This is a genomic window from Robertmurraya dakarensis (genome assembly GCF_900156875.1).
Classification (GTDB): Bacteria; Bacillota; Bacilli; order Bacillales; family Cytobacillaceae; genus Robertmurraya; species Robertmurraya dakarensis.
Genome location: NZ_LT707406.1, coordinates 13,470 through 31,578, shown reverse-complemented (window position 1 = coordinate 31,578; position 18,109 = coordinate 13,470). Strand labels below are relative to the sequence as shown.

Below are 18,109 nucleotides of genomic sequence, written 5' to 3'. Positions count from 1 at the left end.
AAACAATTCATATGACAGAAGTCTGCTAATCGTATGTAGGAAGGAGGAAAAAGCTATGCAGCAATTATTAAATCGACCGTGGTATAAGTTCTATACATCGACTCAGAAAGATCTTCAAGTACCAGTAGTTTCTTTGTATAGCATTTTTGAAGATACAGTCAAACGATATGGTGAACGGACAGCAATCATCCACGAACATAGGAAAATAACCTACAGTGAAGTTAAAGATAGAGTAGATCGTGTAGCAGCTGCCTGGACGGAATTAGGTGCTCAAAAAGGGGAACGTATTGGATTAATGCTAACAAACCATCCTGACTATATCACTTCATATTATGCAGCCCAAGCACTTGGTTTGATTGTTGTTCAAATTAATCCCATGTATACACCTCGAGAGCTCTTGCAAATTGTCAAGGACTCTCAAATTGCATATCTGGTAGCAGAACGGAGTGCTTTAAAAACAGTAGATCAAATAGGTGATTCCTATGGATTTAAACATATATTTGTTTCACAATTAGGAATTGGTGAGCAAAATAGTATTTTGAAAAACCTAGATGACCTGAATGTCTATAAAAATCACTTGAAAGAGCCTACCCATATCTCCCCTCAAGAAGATATTGCAGTCATTCAGTATACAGGTGGAACTACAGGGAAAATGAAAGGTGTAATGCTAACTCATTACAATCTAATTGCAAATGTCATACAAAGCAAATCTTTATATGGTGACCAGATGGTACATGGAAAGGAAATATTTTTAACAGTTACGCCCCTATACCATGTGCTTGGGATGACCAATGCAATGAATTTAGGAATATACATTGGAGGAACTTTGCTACTAGTTAAAAAATTTGAGACCGAACAGGTACTGGAACTGATTAGAGAATATCAGCCCACTTTCTTTCCAGGTGTACCGAAAATGTATAATGCATTTGTAAATCATCCTAATGTCGAAAATTATGGTCTCGATTGCATTAAGTTTTGTACGTCTGGATCTGCACCACTTCCTTCCGAAATAATCAAACGTTTCGAACAGTTAACAGGATCGTACATTGCAGAAGGCTTTGGTCTTTCTGAAGCATCACCATTAACACACCGCAACCCTACCAATATCAAGAAAAAATTAGGGAGTATCGGTATTCCGGTTCCTGGAACAGATTCTATCGTGGTTGATAACCATAACAAGGAACTGCCTGTAGGTTCCGTTGGGGAATTATTAATCAAAGGACCTCAGGTTATGAAGGGATATTGGAATAATGAAACTGAAACCAACCAATCCTTAAAAGATGGTTGGCTACACACAGGTGATTTAGCAAAAATGGATGAAGAAGGCTACTTTTACATTGTTGGAAGGCAAAAAGAAATGATTATTGTTGGGGGATTCAACATATATCCTCAAGAAATTGAAAATGTTCTTTATGAGCATCCTGATGTAAAAGAAGTGGCTGTAGTGGGGATTCCAAATCAAGAGCATGAAGAAATAGTAAAAGCCTACATTGTTCCAAAAGAGGGTTGTCAAATTAACTTGGAGAGATTAAAAGAATATTGTTATCTTAAAATTACACGTTATAAAGTTCCAAAGGTTTTCGAAATTAGAGATTCATTGCCCCGTAACACGGTAGGAAAGCTATTAAAAAGAGTGCTGGTTCAAGAGGAACTAGAAAAAAGAGCCACCAATACAACGCATTCATAACAGAAAATTTTAATTTCTGATGGCTTGATATATGTGGAGGATGAAAAATGATCGATTATAGAGTACCGAATGAGGTAAAGGAAGTCATTGCTAGTTTGGATCGATTCATTGAGGTGGAAGTGGCTCCTTTGGAAAAGGAGTTTGCTAAAGCAATCGAAGATGAACGCTTCTTATATGACGAAAACGGCTATTATACAAAGGAAATTCAAGACGCTTTACGTCAAGTAAGAGTGAAATCAGCTCAAGCAGGATTTTTCACGATGTTTGGGACGCCTGAGCTAGGTGGAATGGGGGATCAATTTGGGCCAGTCGCTGCAGCATTGATTCATGAAGAGTTGATGAAAAAATACGGATTTAACTTATTCATACAGGAAATCTTTCCTCCCGGATTATTTACTGGTGGATTATCCCCTGTTTTATTAGGTCTAACACCTAAACTGAGAGAAGAAATTTTGCCAAAGGTAAGGAGTGGAGAATCACTTCTATGTTTCGGGTTAAGTGAACCTGATGCTGGCTCTGATGTTTGGAGTATGAAAACAAGAGCAATAAAAGATGGGGAGCATTGGATCATTAATGGAACGAAACAATGGATTACAAATTCACCTTATGCTGATTATGCCATTGTATTTGCTATTACAGAACCTGAATTGGTAGCAAAAAGAAAAGGTGGAATCACGGCTTTTCTTGTTCCATTTGACCAGAAAACATGTATAAATACCTCTGTAATCCCCTATTTGGGGAGTGTAGGGAGCAACATCGGTATTATTTCACTAGAAGATGCTCGCGTACACGAAGCAAATATAATTGGGAAATTAAACGATGGGTTTGGAGCAGCTTTGCATGGTGTGGATATTGGAAGAGTTGTACAGGCTGCCTATTGTGTAGGAATTGCCCAATGGGCGTTAGATCGCGCGATTGAATACGCTAAACAGCGTAAAACATTTGGGGTTACAATAGATAATCATCAGGCGATTCAAATGTTGCTGGCTGAATGTGCTATGGATATCTATGCAGGACGTAATATGATGATACATTGTGCATGGAAAATGGAAAATCAAAAGGATATCCCTTTAAAAGAAATCTCTATTATCAAGGCTTTTAATACAGAAATGGCATTTCGAGTTGTAGACCGTTGTATGCAGATAATGGGAGGTATGGGTCTAACCAATGAAATGAAGCTAGAAAAGGCCTGGCGTTGGGCACGTGCAAGAAGGGTTCCTGACGGGACTGCGGAAATTCAGCGTCGTACGATTGCGAGAAGGCTGTTAAAAGGAGACCTTAATTTCAATTGATAATGGTAATATTACTTAACACTATTCACACTATTAATAGTACATAGGCCTGTTTTGTTGCCTCTCCTTTTATCAGGAACAAAGCTTATAAATAATTTTTAAGGTAGGCGTATGACAAGTATAAGAAAATGAGTGCTTAAACTGGCGCTCTTTTTTTTGTTTATATATTGTGAAGATTTTTTCGTGGCCTTAAAGAGAGGTTGGAACTCAGCTGCCCCAGTATTTTACGACAACGACCTCCTGCAGGCGCTTTCTCCGCAGCTATTAACTCTATTCAAAGAAGTATTATCTAAGTATATCATTATAGTCTTATCCCTCTGAATATTTTTCCTGCGCCCTGACGCTTCCGTTTCCTTTTGGTTCGGGGCCCCAGGGCTCATGTGATGGATCAACGCTGCCGGAATTCACTACTCACTCGTACCTCGTTCAAACAACTTGCGTCTTCCGGCGACCAGCCTATCACATGGCCCACCCAAACCAAAAGACTACGGGTCGTCAGTGAATAGGGATTATTTTGAAACTCAACCTTAGAGGTAGAGAGGTTTGCTGAGGAAGTAAATCTTTTAACTATTAATCTATAAAAACAAGGATAAATTACCTACAAAATATAATATTTAATTAATTACGTTTTTGGAGGTTTATTTATGACAAGCAGTAATGAGTTCTTTGAACGGCTAAAAGATATAACCAGTACTGTTATTCCTTATGAAGTAAAGTTAATGACCAATTATGAAGGATGGGAAGATTCAATTGAAATGAGGGGCAAGAATTTAAAAGTATCCATTATTAATACGGAATCCCCCAAAGAAAGGAATCTTAAGATTTCTGATGAAAGAGGATTAACGATTACGATTCCGTTTGAGGGTGTAGAGATTATTAACCAATTTCATAATGAAAGTGGTGTGTATATTGAGATTTATTTTTTTGTATATGAGGGATTTGCCCGGCTAAATAGGTAGAGAAATATCTATACAAAATACTAACAAGGAGATGGAATATAACCAGTTGATTAAAGCAGCAAAAAGCTGTGTGCTTTGTGAAGCAATGAAGCATTCTGAAGCTGTCCTAAGCTATGAGAATGGCAATCTTGAATCAGATATTATGTTTGTTGCGGAAGCTCCTGGTCCGAAGGGTGCAGATGTAACAGGAATACCATTGCACGGGGATGCTACGGGGAATAATTTTGAGAAACTATTGGCCGCAACGAATTGGGATCGTTCAGATGTTTTTGTAACCAATGCCGTTCTATGCTGTCCTACCAATGAACAAGGGAACGTGAGAAAACCAACAAAACAAGAAGTACATAACTGCCATACTTATTTAGCGAAAATCATTGATCTGGTAAACCCTAAGGTTGTGGTTCCATTAGGCAAAAAAGCATTGGAAGCGTTAAACGAAATTGAATCGCACGAATTAATTTTAAAGAAGGATGTAGCAACTTATCGTAAATGGAATAATCGTTACATCTATCCACTTTATCATCCAAGTCCTCAAGTAATGAACATGGGCACAAGAACATTCCAGCAGCAACGAACAGATTTTAAACAATTGAAACATAATTATCGGGCCAGAATATTAAAAGGGCTTGAACCTCTTAACTTCTCTAATAATGAAGAGTAAAGAAGCGTTTTTCTGGCTGAGTTCTCTTATAAGTATGGAAATCGACAGGATCTGTTAAATAATTTCCTTTTTCCATAGAATTTTGATTACAATAGAATATATAGGAAATTAGACATGATGAGGAGAGAAATCATCTTGGGAAAGTTAACGTTACAAGAACTAGAGTCACATTTATGGAAGTCAGCCGATATTTTACGTGGATCGGTTGATTCGAGTGATTATAAAAATTATATATTTGGGTTGCTATTTTTAAAGCGATTAAGTGATACGTTTGAGGAACAAAAAAAGAACCTCATTAAAGAGCATGGGGAAGAGATCGGGTTGCTGCTTGCTGACGATCCGGACCAGTATCAATTCTTTGTTCCAAAGGCTGCTCAGTGGGAAGAGATTCGTAAACATTCAGAGGATATTGGAACGGCCATTAATGTCGCTTTTGAAGCGCTTGAGAATGAAAATGCCACTCTTGAAGGGGTCTTAACACCAATTGACTTTAACCGTAAGGAAGTCCTTACAGACAGCGTGTTACAACGGTTGCTGCAGCATTTTTCTCTACTCAACTTAACCAATGAAAATCTATCTGAACCAGATATGTTAGGACGAGCATACGAGTATTTAATTAAGATGTTTGCCGACGATGCTGGTAAAAAGGGCGGGGAATTCTACACACCGACAAAAGTTGTTGAACTACTCGTTAAACTCATCAAGCCAGAAGAAGGTATGCGGGTATATGACCCAACATGTGGATCGGGCGGGATGTTGATTCAGTCTGTAGACTATGTGAAAGAACATGGAGGAAATCCACAATCTCTATCTCTATTTGGTCAAGAAAAGAATCTTGGTACTTGGTCGATTGCGAAAATGAATCTCCTTCTTCACGGATTGCCAGATCATCGCATTGAAAAGGGCGATACGATTCGGCAGCCAAAATTGATTGAAGACGGAGAAATTATGCTATTTGATCGCGTTATCGCCAATCCTCCATTTTCTTTGAAGGAATGGGGACGGGAGGAAGCAGAGGCTGATCCGTATGGCAGATTCCAATATGGTATTCCTCCGAAGAACGCCGGAGATTACGCATTTGTTCAACATATGGTGGCGTCCCTCAAATCCAGTGGGATGGCTGGTGTTGTCATGCCACATGGCGTCTTATTCCGAGGTGGGGCAGAAGGGAAAATTCGTCAAGGATTATTGGAAGCTGACTTTTTGGAAGCCGTGATTGGTCTTCCATCTAACCTTTTTTATGGCACAGGCATTCCGGCGTGTATTTTGATCTTTAATCGAAATAAGCCTGAAGAACGAAAAGGAAATGTGCTGTTTATCGCTGCAGAAGATGAGTATCAAGAAGGAAAGAATCAAAATACCCTACGAGGCCAAGATATTCAAAAAATCGTATCGGCCTTTGATGCATATGAGGATATCGAGAAATACGCGCGAGTTGTCCCGTTAACTGAAATTAAAGAGAACGATTATAACTTGAATATCACTCGCTATGTAGATAAATCAGAAGAAGAAGAGCAAGTGGATTTAGCAGCTGTTTTACAGGATATTCAAGAACTTGAAAATAACCAAGCGAATATAAAAGCGAAGTTAAACTGCTATTTTAGAGAACTTGGGATTGGTGAAGTGTGATGGGAACGGAAACTAAGCAAATTCATGAAGGGTATAAGATGACGGAGCTTGGGGAGATTCCAAATGAGTGGGAAGTTAATTTAATAGGAAATATTGTTAATGTAACAAAACTTGCTGGATTTGAGTTCACTGAGTACATGAAGTACACGGATGATGGTGAGATTATTGCTCTTAGAGCGTTAAATCTTAAAAATGGTAAACTTAAATTAGATGACATAAAAAAAATTTGTAGGGATATTTCTACTAAGTTACCACGCTCACAATTAAGATCTGGAGATTTATTATTTTCCTATGTCGGAACAATTGGCGAAATGGCAATCATTGAAGAAAATGATAAGTATCACTTGGCTCCAAATGTTGCAAAATTGACTTGTAAATTAAATGATATTACACCGAAATATTTATTATATTATCTACTTTCTTACTATGGGAAGAAAGAAATTAATAAGTATCTAACCACTACATCACAACCGGCACTTTCCATGAGTAACATTAGGGCATTAAAAGTGATTGTTCCACCTCTTGACGAACAGCAAAAAATAGCCGAAATACTTTCTACTGTTGATGAGCAAATTGAGAACACCGAAAAATTAATTAAATCAACGAAAGAACTCAAAAAAGGCTTGATGCAGCAATTGCTAACTAAAGGTATTGGTCATAAAGAGTTTAAGGATACTGAGATTGGAAGAATCCCTATAGAATGGGAAGTAACAACAGTTGGATCTTTAGCAAGTTTTATTGGAAGTGGTATAACCCCGAAGGGTGGAAGAAGTGTCTATCAAAACGAGGGTGTATTATTTATCCGTAGTCAAAATGTTCATTTTCTAGGAATTAGGCTAGAAGATATTGCTTATATTTCTGATGAAATTGATGGAAAAATGAAAAGAACAAGAGTATTTGAAAATGATGTTTTGTTAAATATTACCGGTGCATCTATTGGTAGATGTACCGTCGTACCTTTTGGATTTCCTAGAGCAAATGTGAATCAGCATGTCTGCATCATTAGAGCAAAAAAGGAATTGTATCCTTATTTTTTAAATTCTTATTTATCGTCACCATTGGGTCAACAACAAATATTTAAACAACAACTTGGTCAAACTCGTGAAGGATTAAATTTTCAACAAATACGAGAATTTAAGATAGTAGTCCCTTCCATAATTGAACAACAAAAAATCGCCGAAATCCTATCATCAGTCGACGACGAAATTGAAAGCTATGAACAACAAAAAGCAAAATACACAGAACTCAAAAAAGGTTTAATGCAACAATTATTAACAGGAAGAATCCGGGTGACGGTGTAAGCTGTCCCCTTTTCCTTAGGGGGTGAGTGGGAATGAAACCGTTGGAATATACAGAGGTAGAATTACCCTTCATCGAGCAATTACAAGCATACGGGTATACCTACATAGAAGGATCTAAGTTAGATACCGAGAGAAAAGGTCGAGGCAGCATTATTATAGAAGGGCGTTTGGCCAAGGTCATCAAACGGTTAAATGAATGGATTAGCGATGCGAATGTTGAGAAAGTGGTCAAGCAGTTAGTGGCATTTCATGCAGAAGATCTATGGGATGCCAATCGGACGCTATATGACTGGCTTTTTGGGCAGGGGATCTCTGTGCTTCAAGACGTTGGGGCAGGGAAGAAAAATCAAACGGTGCGGTTATTCGACTTTGATCATATCGACCATAACGATTTTTTAGTAGTGAATCAGATTTCATATACGAATGCCAATGGAACCATTCGTCCGGACATTGTTTTGTATATTAATGGATTGCCTCTTGTGTTGATTGAGTGTAAAAGTCCTCGCTTAAAATGGGATCAACAGCTGCCAGAAGGGGTCCGTCAATTTGATCGGTATCAAGAAACGCATGAAAAATTGTTCTGGTACAACCAGATGCTGATTGTTACAAGTAGAGATCGTGCACGGGTGGGAACGATTTTTGCCAGACCGCAGCACTACGGTCTTTGGAAAGATCCTTACCCCTTAACCGTTGAAGATGTGGGAAGTGACCGACCGCAAAATATTTTGGTGGCAGGCATGTTGCGCAAAGAAGCTGTCATGGATTTAATGCGAAATTTCATCGTCTACGATGGAAAAGTGAAAAAGCTGGCACGCTATCAGCAGTACCGGGCTGTGAATAAAGCGATTGAGCGCATCATTCAGGAGGACAAGCCTTCTCGTCGCGGTGGGGTGGTCTGGCATACACAAGGGTCAGGAAAGTCGTTAACAATGGTGTATCTTTCGATGAAGCTGCGACGTGTGGACGAACTGGAGAATCCAATGCTGGTGATTGTAACGGATCGTCAGGATTTGGATGATCAAATCACTAAAACCTTTCAACAGTGCGGGTTTCCGAATCCAACCCAAGCCACTTCAGTCGCCGATTTAAAAAGGCAATTAGGAAAAGGTCCTGGCGCAACAATCATGACCTTAATTCAAAAATTTCAGGGTGCTGAGGACGAGGAAGGAACTCAAAGCTTTCCAGTTATATCCGAAGCTGAAAATATCATTGTGATGACGGATGAATCTCACCGTTCCCAATATAAAGGGTTAGCAATGAATATGAGAAAAGCCCTGCCAAATGCGACCTTTATCGGTTTTACAGGAACACCGATTGATAAAAAGACGAGATCCACCACGGGGAAATTTGGCTCCTATATTGATAAATATACGATTGAACAAGCTGTAGAGGACGGCGCAACAGTTCAGATTTTCTATGAGTCCCGGCTGCCGAATGTCCAGGTTAAGGGGGATTCATTAGATGAAATCTTCAATCGTGTCTTTTTTGAGTATGATGAGGACACCCGTGAGAAAATTAAGCAAAAATACGTCAATGAAGAGCTGATCTTAACGGCTCCTGAGCGTATGCAGGAAATCGCCCTTGATATTGTCCGCCATTTTGAGACTCATATTCTCGTAAATGGCTATAAAGCACAAGTCGTGGCTGTCTCAAGAGCCGCAGCTGTGAAATATAAGAAGTTAATTGATCAATACGCAGCCGGTCAATTTGAAACAGCCGTGATCTTTTCTGCTCGGCATAATGATAAAAAAGAGCTTCGTGAGTTCCATATCACGAAAGAAGAAGAAAAAATTCTCATTGAACGTTTCAAAAAGCCCTTTTCAGACGATAAACTAGCGATGCTGATTGTTTGTGATAAATTGCTGACGGGGTTTGATGCGCCGATTGAGCAGGTGATGTACCTCGATAAACCATTACGGGAACATAATTTATTACAAGCAATTGCCAGGACGAATCGTCGTTATGATGACAATAAGACGTATGGTCTGATTGTCGATTATTTTGGCGTTTCTCGCTTTTTGGATCAAGCACTTGAGATATTCAGTTCCAATGATGTGAAGGGTGCGCTTCATTCCATTGATGAAGAATTGCCTCGATTAGAGCAACGGCATCGTTCTGCGATGAGGTTCTTTGACGGTTTAAAAAAAGACCAAGTAGAAGAGTGTATCTTACGCCTGGCAGATGAAGATGTCCGCGCTGATTTTGAAATTGCTTTTAAGCGTTTCGCAGAAAGCATGGATCGGGTGATGCCAAGTCCGAAGGCAGAGCCGTTTGTAGCAGATCTCAAGCACTTAGGAATGATTCGTCAGAGGGCGAAATCGCAGTTTTCCATTGACGATGGCATGGACATTTCTGAATGCGGAGAAAAAGTTCGTCATCTGATCTATACCCGGTTGCAATCGGAAGGCATCGAAGTGAGGGAACCTGTTTCGATTTTATATGGTTCTTTTAAAGAGGAAGTAGAGAAAAATGTAATGCCTGAAACAAAGGCAGCTCAAATCGAGCATGCGATCAAACGAGAAATTTCTGTGAGGATGGAAGAGGATGAGGTCTTTTACACTACATTGAAGGAAAAAGTAGAGGATCTTTTATCTCGATTTAAAGACCGCCAAATGGATATCTATGAGTTATTGGATAAGCTGTATTCAGCTCGAGAAGAGCTAGTGACGAAAGTCGAAGGGCAAACACAAACGGGCTTAAAACCAGAAGAAGAGCCCTATTTTAATAAGCTGCTGGAAATGTTTGAAGGCCAAAGAGAGATCGATGTGTTAAAAGAAATGGCCGTTGAGATTCATCATTTTATTGAGGAACACGTCACTCCGATTCCTGATTGGAAGCATAAAAATGACTTTAAACGTAAGCTTAATGCGGACTTAAAAGTGAGGTTGCTGAAGAAAAAGATGTCTCTCGGAGATGCCTCGATGTTAGTTGGTTATTTTATGGCCCTAGCAGAGGTTCAATATGGATGAAAAATAGCGAGTAACCGATGTTAAGTGTAGATGTGGGAACGGGTGTTTGATATAATAAAAAGGACTAGAATGTTTCTAGTCCTTTTCGGGGTATGGATGCTACGCACCACTAATTTAATGGCGTAGTGAGTAGAACCACCAAATAATAAATAACGTGTCGCTATTTATTAGGCGCAACAAGTTATGTATTACTATACCCATTTATTTATTTCTTAATCTAATTATGCCTGAATTTGACTAATTTGTAAAGAGGTCCTACTATGCAGCAACCTTTCACTAATCATTCTATAAAGGTGTTTTTTGATGAAAGTGGTAAGAATCAAGAACGCCCTCACTTAATGGCTGGAATCCTTATACCCACACAATATTATAACACCCCAGCTATTCAACAATTAAATGAAATTATTCGGAATTCTAAACTACACTGGACAGATTACAATGGAGATAGTCAAAAGCGTAAGAAAATATGGAAGATATTACGCACTATTTTACAAAATGAACATCTTCTTAAGATGAATGTTATCTCCTACGATCAGTCTAAGATTGAATTAAACTCAAAGAAATTAAAACATACATATCCAGATATTGCTGATCAGACCATTTTCATGAAGTTCCCAGAAAGAATTATTTACGGATTATTAAGAGGTTATGGCTCACATGTTCATTTAGATACACAAATTTTTATTGAAGATGACACAACCTATCACAATAGTAACTATGATTTAAGAAATCAGTTATTTCATCAATTGAATATACAGTCCATATACCGTGATGAACGGTTTACGATTACAGAAGTCGATTATCTACCTAAAAAAACCGAAGTAGGAATTGAAATTACTGATATTTTACTTGGTATAGTAAGGACTATTATTCGAAACGACGAACCAACAACACGATCTGTACGAGAAAAAAATAAATTTATCATTTCGCTATTAGAAGCTGAACCAAATTTTTATCAATTTTTAAAGAGTATTAAATATTTTGAGTGGGGGAATGCCCACGAATTGTTGGAAGTTGGCTTTGAAGGCTACCTTAATATCTTTATGAACTCAAATATCATATTAGAAAAATAAGTAAACATATGCAGACCCCTATTTGGGTCTCACACATTTTGGAAATGGAGAAAGTCATTGATATCTTTATCTGTTAAAATCACTGAATATATCTTCTTTGCTCGTTTGTTTGCAGCTTCCTTTGGTTTTTGTGAGCAACGCTAGCTACTAGTCATAAGCAAATTTCTTTGCAGACTCAGGCAGTCTTTTTACCATTTCAACTAAATCTTCATTACTTATAGCCATATTGAATTCCCTCCTTTAGCATTGTTTTCTTTGAACCAAACTAAGTTTTTCATTATACCAACCCATAATGTTACAAGGTATGACATCTTATTTTTTAGATAAGTAGAGTAAGAATTTTAAGATGAAAAAAGAACTGGAGAGAACCCAAATGCCCAGATTAAAACGTATTTCAGTTTCGAGTAAAAGACAAATTAGCATTCCGAAAGAGTATTATGACTATTTAAATCTAAAGGATGAAGTAACCTTAGAATTACACAAAAATTACCTAGTCTTAAGGCCAATGCGTGAAAGCTTTGAAGACTTTTCGGAGGAGATTCTGGCTGACCTTATTGCTGAGGGGTACAGTGGAGAAGAATTGATGACCGAATTCAGACAGCGTAAAGGACAAATAGGGAATGCAGTAGAATCGTTAATATCTGAAACTTTAACCAAGGGTAAGAAAACTACTGTTGATGATCTTTTCGGGGAAGTGTGACTAATATATAAAAAATAGCGAGAATCCAAATCGGCTTCTCGCTATTTTTATACGTTTAAGGTGCCACCGTTAAGTCTAAGCCATTCTTTTCTTTGTTCATAGTCAGGCAGCAGCATTCTTAACGTCTCCCAATATTCTTTGGAATGGTTCATATGCTTTAAATGAACTAATTCATGAGCCAGTACATAGTCAATCATAGAGGTAGGAGCTAAGAAAATACGCCAGTTCAATAGGATGTTACCAGATGGCGTACAACTGCCCCAACGCTGCCCCTGGTCTTTTATGATAATGGTATTGGGTTCTTTTTGAAGTTTGAGAGTAAATCGTTTGATGCGATCCTGGGCATACTGGTTCCCGCGTTGTTTAATCCAGTCCACGTATAAAGGGAGGAGAAGATCCCGATGTTCCTCTTCAGAAATCCCCTTTGGAAGTTCTGCCACAAAACGCCCCTGATAAAAGCGAAAAATGGCTTCATCGCTATCCTTTTTCATCACTTTCAAACGATAATGTCGTCCTAAGTAAGGAAGTTTTTCTCCAGATAAAAAGGAACGTTCCGTAAAGGTCTTATTCATTTCCTCAAAATCAGAAAGTTGTTTGATGATCCAAACAGCTTTATTATGTAAAATCATTTCGACTTTTTCCCTATCAACATGAGAAGGAGATATGACGGCTACGCCATGCTGATCAACTGAAATAGATAACGTTTTGCGACGATGACTAGTAGAGAGAGTGTACGGTATCGTTTGGTTTCCAAATTGGAAAGAATACATCGATCATCTTCCTTTCTGAGGATTATTATAGCAGGTGATTTTGAGATTTAACAAACGCCTAATGACCTGTAAATTTGTATATTGAGGAAGTTGATCTCACATTAAATAATAAACATCCTCCTCCCCTATGAAAATGAGGAAGTAGGAGTGAAATGAAAAATTAGATTTTATCCAGAGGCAATTTACAATTTAATAGTAAAAGCTAAAAATGGCATAACTTATTTTCATAGCTATATTCTATTCTTGTTTATTCTTCAAATACTGAATAGATTTAGCTACTGCATTTGTAGAAAAGATCTGGTACAAGTTATAAATAAAACTTTTAACTTCAATTAAGGAGTGTACTATTATTACTATGTATAATGAGAGTAATCCACTTGCTATTCTTTCATTCACCTCCTGATCAAAATTAGGAAGTTGCCAGCTAACTGGTATGTTTGTAAAGATTACAAATAATATAAAGTTCATTATGATAATTGCTAAAAATTGTATGGATATTAAAAAGAAGAATAAATTATATACCTGAAACATACTTCTTTCTTCAAGGGTATTAGTCAATAACGTGTACAGCGATTCACCAGTACTTATTGCTTGAAATATTGAATAACCCGTAATTATTAGTGCAAATATAGGTATTATTATTACATTCACAGCGTTTATTAACATTAATAGCTTATCAATAATATTTCCATTCAAGAAAATTATTTCTGACTGCCACATCATCAAAAACCAAATAATTAATAGTAAAATTAATCTTTTGTATGAAAAACGTGATGTTTGAAGGCTACTTTTAAGAACTTGAATCGAGGTTTCGTCATCAAGAATTTTCTTAGCATTTTCTTCTAAGGTCTTTTTATCATTACGCATAAATACCTCCTATTTATTGCTAAATACACTCATTAGACTACTGAAAAACTTCTGATATATTTTAGTATTTTCCGAACTTGTTTCAGTAAATTCTTCTCTATTTGTAACTTTACCAGCGATACTGTTTATATTTTCATCCAATGATTCTTCCTCATCTAATGAAACATCCATCGATTCTGTAAAAGAGTCATCTCTAAGTGTTTTCTTATTGCCATTTCCATCAATAACATATAAAGTTGGTTTTACTAATCCTTTAGTTTCTTTTAGAAGATTTGCCACTTCTTTATGGTTTTCTGGAGTATTAATTTGTGTAAACCCTGTATTACTTCCAACCTCAATTAAAGTATCCCTTAAAGCGTTAAACATCTTATTATGAGAAATATCACCGTTTAAAGGATAAAACCGTAAGGTTAGTTTATTAATCTTTCTTATATCTTTTAGTGCCTTATCTATTTCACCTTCAAATGGTATCGGAACCACATTCAAGTTAGGTTTTGGAAGCTTATCCTCGGGTTTTTCTATTTTATTATTTTGATCCTTTATGTACTGGTATAAAACATTCCGAGCCGTAGCAGAAAAACTCCTAATATCAGGGCTACCCTTTTGGTTCTTTACTAGAGTCATCCGATGATTTTTTAAAGAAATTAAAAAATATGAGTATGGGTCCGATAAGATTTTTTCATTAGTTCTTTTAAGACCTTCTCCTTCTTTATAGCGTGATTTTATCTCTAATTGGGTCCGCTTAACTAGTAGTCCTGCAAGCATAAATTCACCCTGAGACATAATTAAATGCACTTTCTCAAAGAGATATTGATTACCAGCATCTTTTCTAACTAAATCTTTCTGAAATGCGGGTAGTATAATATCTAGAAAGTGTTCTAGCATGGGTTTGTTGTCTTTACCAAAGGTACAATTGAAATTAGCAATATATAGTTTTTTAGTTTCCATTAAGTTTATTCCCCTATCTATAGTATGTATATATTTATATACTAACATAAAGAAAATTGAGAAAAATCAAGTGATTTATATAAAACACCTCGTTTTTTTGTTTGTTCCCCCTTTTTCTTTTAGAAAGAAATTATATAGTTATTTACGATTAAAATAATGATATACTTTTTTGTAAAATTGGTTTTTCGCCAAGTTCACGCGAAACCACTTTATTTAGCAGTTCCCCCCTATAGATAAAACAATAATGACTGAGTTCATAAACTCATCACATAATATACATTATATACGTTCATAACCCTTTTTCTCATGTTATACTCATCATATAATGTAATAATTACATATCATTCAGATACCAGGTACAGGTCGTTTAACTCAGCATATAAGTGAAAGAGGTGACAGAGTGCTAGCAAATTATTTTAATTACTTAGAAGACAAAGGGAAATCAAAAAATACCATCATTTCATACAGGAATGATTTAAACAGCTTTTTCCAAGAGGCGAATATCCAGCCAAATGACTTTGTCACGGCAGCTGACATCCGGAAGTGGGTCCAATCGATGTTAAATCCAACTGATCTAAAACCACTAGCTACTTCCACGATTAATCGAAGGCTCAATGCGTTGCGCAGCTTTTACAATTGGGCGACCAAGAAACAAATCCTGCAGCATAATCCGATGCAGGATATTCAAGACTTGAAGTCGGCTGATGACGATTCGGAAAAGATCATGTGGCTCACTGAAGATGAGTTTGAAGAATTTCTCTATATAATAAGGAAGAAACCCGTCATAAGCAGAGGAGTAAACCCTGAAGAAAAGTACCGACGGGACCGGGCGATTATCTATTTACTCACCTATGCTGGCCTTCGTGTTGATGAGCTTTCCAACTTGAAATTAACAGACCTTGATTTAGAGTTGAAACGAATTCGCGTTGTTGGAAAAGGGATGAAGGTGCGGACAGTACCGATTTCGAATACACTGCTGGCTGAAATCAACGATTGGCTGGCGTTCCGTGCAGATATGGCGAAGAAGAAGCCGCTTGTCGAGGACTCACCTTATGTCTTTTACAGTCAACGCTCTCCCAAATTTACGGTGCGTGGCATTCAAACGATGGTTGAAGGCTACAGTTTGCCAAAGAAAAAGCTAACTCCGCATATGTTTCGCCATACGTTTTGCAAATGGATGTTAAAAGCAACGAATAATGATATTGAAAAGGTTCGAAGATTAGCCGGCCATAGCAATATTGCTACCACGAGCAGATATTTGAAGGATTCTTATAGTGACTTGGCGGATGCGGTGGATGCACTGCCGAGGTTTTAAGCCGAGAAAATGTTAAAGGATGTTATTAAAGGGAGTACAAACTCCCTTTATCTTAATTTATCTTTGATAAAAGCTCTCTCCAATTTAACGGAAAGCCAATATGTGAGAATTCAATAGGATCTTCATATTCATGAACTAGTGCTTCTAAATCTGTCATAAAGCGTTGACTCTCAGTCCTTGTTAATAATCTCTTCATAATATAAATTGCTGCAAAAATAAATTCGTTATCAAACTGCTTGAACTCTTCTTTAAATAAGCGTGGTTTAAATGTTAGTTTCTTATTATATAATCGGCCATAATGAGCACATACATTCCGAACATTTGATAATGTCTGAAGCCAACTTTCAAGGTAATAATAAGGGACATTGTAATAAGCTTTAGCGATATGTTTTTTTACATCCTCATTTAGATTCCGAAAGAGTTTGGAGATGAAACCAAATGATGTAACTTCAATTGCTGCCCAAACTGGAATAATCCCTTCATACTTCCTGAAATGATGTTCAATAAATAGCTCACCTTTGCGACTTTTCTTGATCAAATTATCAAGTTCTTCCATGGATTCTCTGTGGAATTTTTCGCTATTAAAATTCTCTTTATCTTGATAACCTAGTGGACCAAATTTATGAGCAATTTCATAAGAGATATGAGTCCTGAATGCGATCTCGATGGTTTCTAATACACCTAAGAGCAGCAACCTTAGTTTTCTATCAAACTCATATAAAGAAAGCATTTTATTAAAAGATGAATCACTCATATATTCATCATGATTTAGTGGGTCTTTTAAAGTCAATCCATAAGCAGTCAGTCGATAATAATTAATTCTCTGCAGTGTTTTCTCTGCATATTCTGAATCTTCTACGTGCAGTTTTCTGCTTATATATATTTCTACTTGTTCTTTGTATGTTTTAGGTGGTTTTACATTGGAATGGTCTTTTTCAGGATCCATATAACTTTTCTCCCTAAAATAAAATGACCCACCTTGGTCCGCATTGTTAAGAGGCGTGGTGGGTTCTGTTACTTTTATAATATATCCTTTAAAAGTTTTTGTCAAAAGGGACGCCATTAGCGACTGAGTCAAGTTTTTGTGTTAGCTTTTCTTTCAGAAAAAAGTTCTTTATGGCAAGTGAATACACATATGGAATGATTATAACCTCCACATAAATAATCATGTAGAAGGTTAGCAGCATAATGGAAGATAGAGTATATCTGGATTTTATAGCGTTGATAATATTGTGTATCTCGCTATAATCATTATAACTAGGGATGTGAAATGAGATGAAAGAGCCCCAAAGAAACGTTACAAATATCAGCAGTAGTAAAAGAACAATATTACTTCCTGAATTATTAAAACAAGCAGAATTAGCTCAAGGAGAAGACATAGATGCTGAATTCACAGGCATTCTTACCGAAGTAATCAAAGAGCATGACCACGCATTTAAAGGGTTAGTCGATAGATAATTTTACGCCTCGTAACTGGAGTTAATATAAAATACAGGGGTTCATTCTCAAACTGACGAATTACTTATAAAGTTATTCTTTTTAGAACAATGGTGTATACATGGCATTTCAAATCCCTAATTGTACGAAAAACGCATGGGGTAATGGCAGACAATGAGATATGGCTGCGATTCAAAGGAGAAACCTTGAAACACCGGTATGTCACGTTGCATAAATACCTTTATTATTCTGATCAAGCGTTATAACAATAAGGGGTAGTGATTAGAAATCGTATTTCCTAGCGCTGCCCCTATATCACGTAAATCCTTTTTAAGTATTTTTTCGGCTGCATTTCTTGGCAGCTTTCACAAATGTACCAACCCCAACGTTAATCAAAAACCCTTAGTGCAGATACTGCGGCTTCGCCCTTATCTGGCGGTGCAACACTATTGGCTAAGGTAATACCAGCTGATACCATCACCAAACATCGATAACGCCGGG

General features: G+C 37.1%; 15 protein-coding genes. 11 read left to right on the top strand and 4 right to left on the bottom strand.

Going from position 1 to position 18,109, the window contains the following annotated elements:
• Positions 1-55: 55 nt before the first annotated feature.
• The 9 genes from CZ487_RS00520 to CZ487_RS00480 all read left to right on the top strand — a co-directional run bounded on the left by CZ487_RS00520 (position 56) and on the right by CZ487_RS00480 (position 12,271).
• Positions 56-1,687: a long-chain-fatty-acid--CoA ligase gene (locus CZ487_RS00520; RefSeq protein WP_077210401.1), complete on the top strand. Its 1,632-nt coding sequence runs from the start codon at positions 56-58 to the stop codon at positions 1,685-1,687.
• Positions 1,688-1,734: 47 nt separating this feature from the next.
• Positions 1,735-2,979 carry an acyl-CoA dehydrogenase family protein gene (locus CZ487_RS00515; protein WP_084783094.1) on the top strand — a complete coding sequence of 415 codons (1,245 nt, stop codon included), beginning with the start codon at positions 1,735-1,737 and terminating at the stop codon, positions 2,977-2,979.
• A gap of 644 nt (positions 2,980-3,623) precedes the next feature.
• The gene (locus CZ487_RS00510; protein WP_077210400.1) at positions 3,624-3,938 is read left to right on the top strand and encodes a hypothetical protein; all 315 of its coding nucleotides are present in this window, start codon (positions 3,624-3,626) and stop codon (positions 3,936-3,938) included.
• Between the two features lie 46 nt (positions 3,939-3,984).
• Positions 3,985-4,599: a uracil-DNA glycosylase gene (locus tag CZ487_RS00505; RefSeq protein WP_237562773.1), complete on the top strand. Its 615-nt coding sequence runs from the start codon at positions 3,985-3,987 to the stop codon at positions 4,597-4,599.
• Positions 4,600-4,734: 135 nt separating this feature from the next.
• Positions 4,735-6,228 (top strand): type I restriction-modification system subunit M, encoded by a 1,494-nt coding sequence (locus CZ487_RS00500; RefSeq protein WP_077210398.1) that lies wholly within the window; start codon positions 4,735-4,737, stop codon positions 6,226-6,228.
• Positions 6,228-7,529 carry a restriction endonuclease subunit S gene (locus CZ487_RS00495; RefSeq protein ID WP_077210397.1) on the top strand — a complete coding sequence of 434 codons (1,302 nt, stop codon included), beginning with the start codon at positions 6,228-6,230 and terminating at the stop codon, positions 7,527-7,529. The genes CZ487_RS00500 and CZ487_RS00495 overlap by 1 nt, the downstream gene beginning before the upstream one ends.
• Before the next feature lie 32 nt (positions 7,530-7,561).
• On the top strand, positions 7,562-10,498 hold the full coding sequence (locus CZ487_RS00490) for a type I restriction endonuclease subunit R (protein ID WP_077210396.1): 2,937 nt from the start codon (positions 7,562-7,564) through the stop codon (positions 10,496-10,498).
• Between the two features lie 260 nt (positions 10,499-10,758).
• Positions 10,759-11,571, top strand: a complete 813-nt coding sequence (locus tag CZ487_RS00485) for a DUF3800 domain-containing protein (protein WP_077210395.1) — start codon at positions 10,759-10,761, stop codon at positions 11,569-11,571.
• A gap of 373 nt (positions 11,572-11,944) precedes the next feature.
• Entirely contained in the window at positions 11,945-12,271 is a 327-nt protein-coding gene (locus tag CZ487_RS00480) for an AbrB/MazE/SpoVT family DNA-binding domain-containing protein (RefSeq protein WP_237562772.1), read from the top strand.
• Positions 12,272-12,318: 47 nt separating this feature from the next.
• Here the strand turns inward: CZ487_RS00480 and CZ487_RS00475 are convergent, their stop codons facing one another.
• From CZ487_RS00475 to CZ487_RS00465, 3 genes are all read right to left on the bottom strand, one after another.
• The gene (locus CZ487_RS00475; protein WP_077210393.1) at positions 12,319-13,041 is read right to left on the bottom strand and encodes a M48 family metallopeptidase; all 723 of its coding nucleotides are present in this window, start codon (positions 13,039-13,041) and stop codon (positions 12,319-12,321) included.
• Positions 13,042-13,278: 237 nt separating this feature from the next.
• Positions 13,279-13,908, bottom strand: a complete 630-nt coding sequence (locus tag CZ487_RS00470; RefSeq protein ID WP_077210392.1) for a hypothetical protein — start codon at positions 13,906-13,908, stop codon at positions 13,279-13,281.
• A 9-nt stretch (positions 13,909-13,917) separates the two neighbouring features.
• Positions 13,918-14,856 (bottom strand): hypothetical protein, encoded by a 939-nt coding sequence (locus CZ487_RS00465; RefSeq protein WP_077210391.1) that lies wholly within the window; start codon positions 14,854-14,856, stop codon positions 13,918-13,920.
• 400 nt (positions 14,857-15,256) lie between these two features.
• Here CZ487_RS00465 and CZ487_RS00460 point away from each other — a divergent pair, with 400 nt between their 5' ends.
• Entirely contained in the window at positions 15,257-16,171 is a 915-nt protein-coding gene (locus tag CZ487_RS00460) for a tyrosine-type recombinase/integrase (protein ID WP_077210390.1), read from the top strand.
• A gap of 52 nt (positions 16,172-16,223) precedes the next feature.
• Here the strand turns inward: CZ487_RS00460 and CZ487_RS00455 are convergent, their stop codons facing one another.
• Positions 16,224-17,117, bottom strand: coding sequence for an Abi family protein (locus tag CZ487_RS00455; RefSeq protein WP_077210389.1), 894 nt, complete (start codon positions 17,115-17,117; stop codon positions 16,224-16,226).
• 329 nt (positions 17,118-17,446) lie between these two features.
• Between CZ487_RS00455 and CZ487_RS00450 the strand changes: the two genes are divergently transcribed.
• The gene (locus CZ487_RS00450) at positions 17,447-17,629 is read left to right on the top strand and encodes a hypothetical protein (protein WP_077210388.1); all 183 of its coding nucleotides are present in this window, start codon (positions 17,447-17,449) and stop codon (positions 17,627-17,629) included.
• The last annotated feature ends 480 nt before the right edge of the window (positions 17,630-18,109 follow it).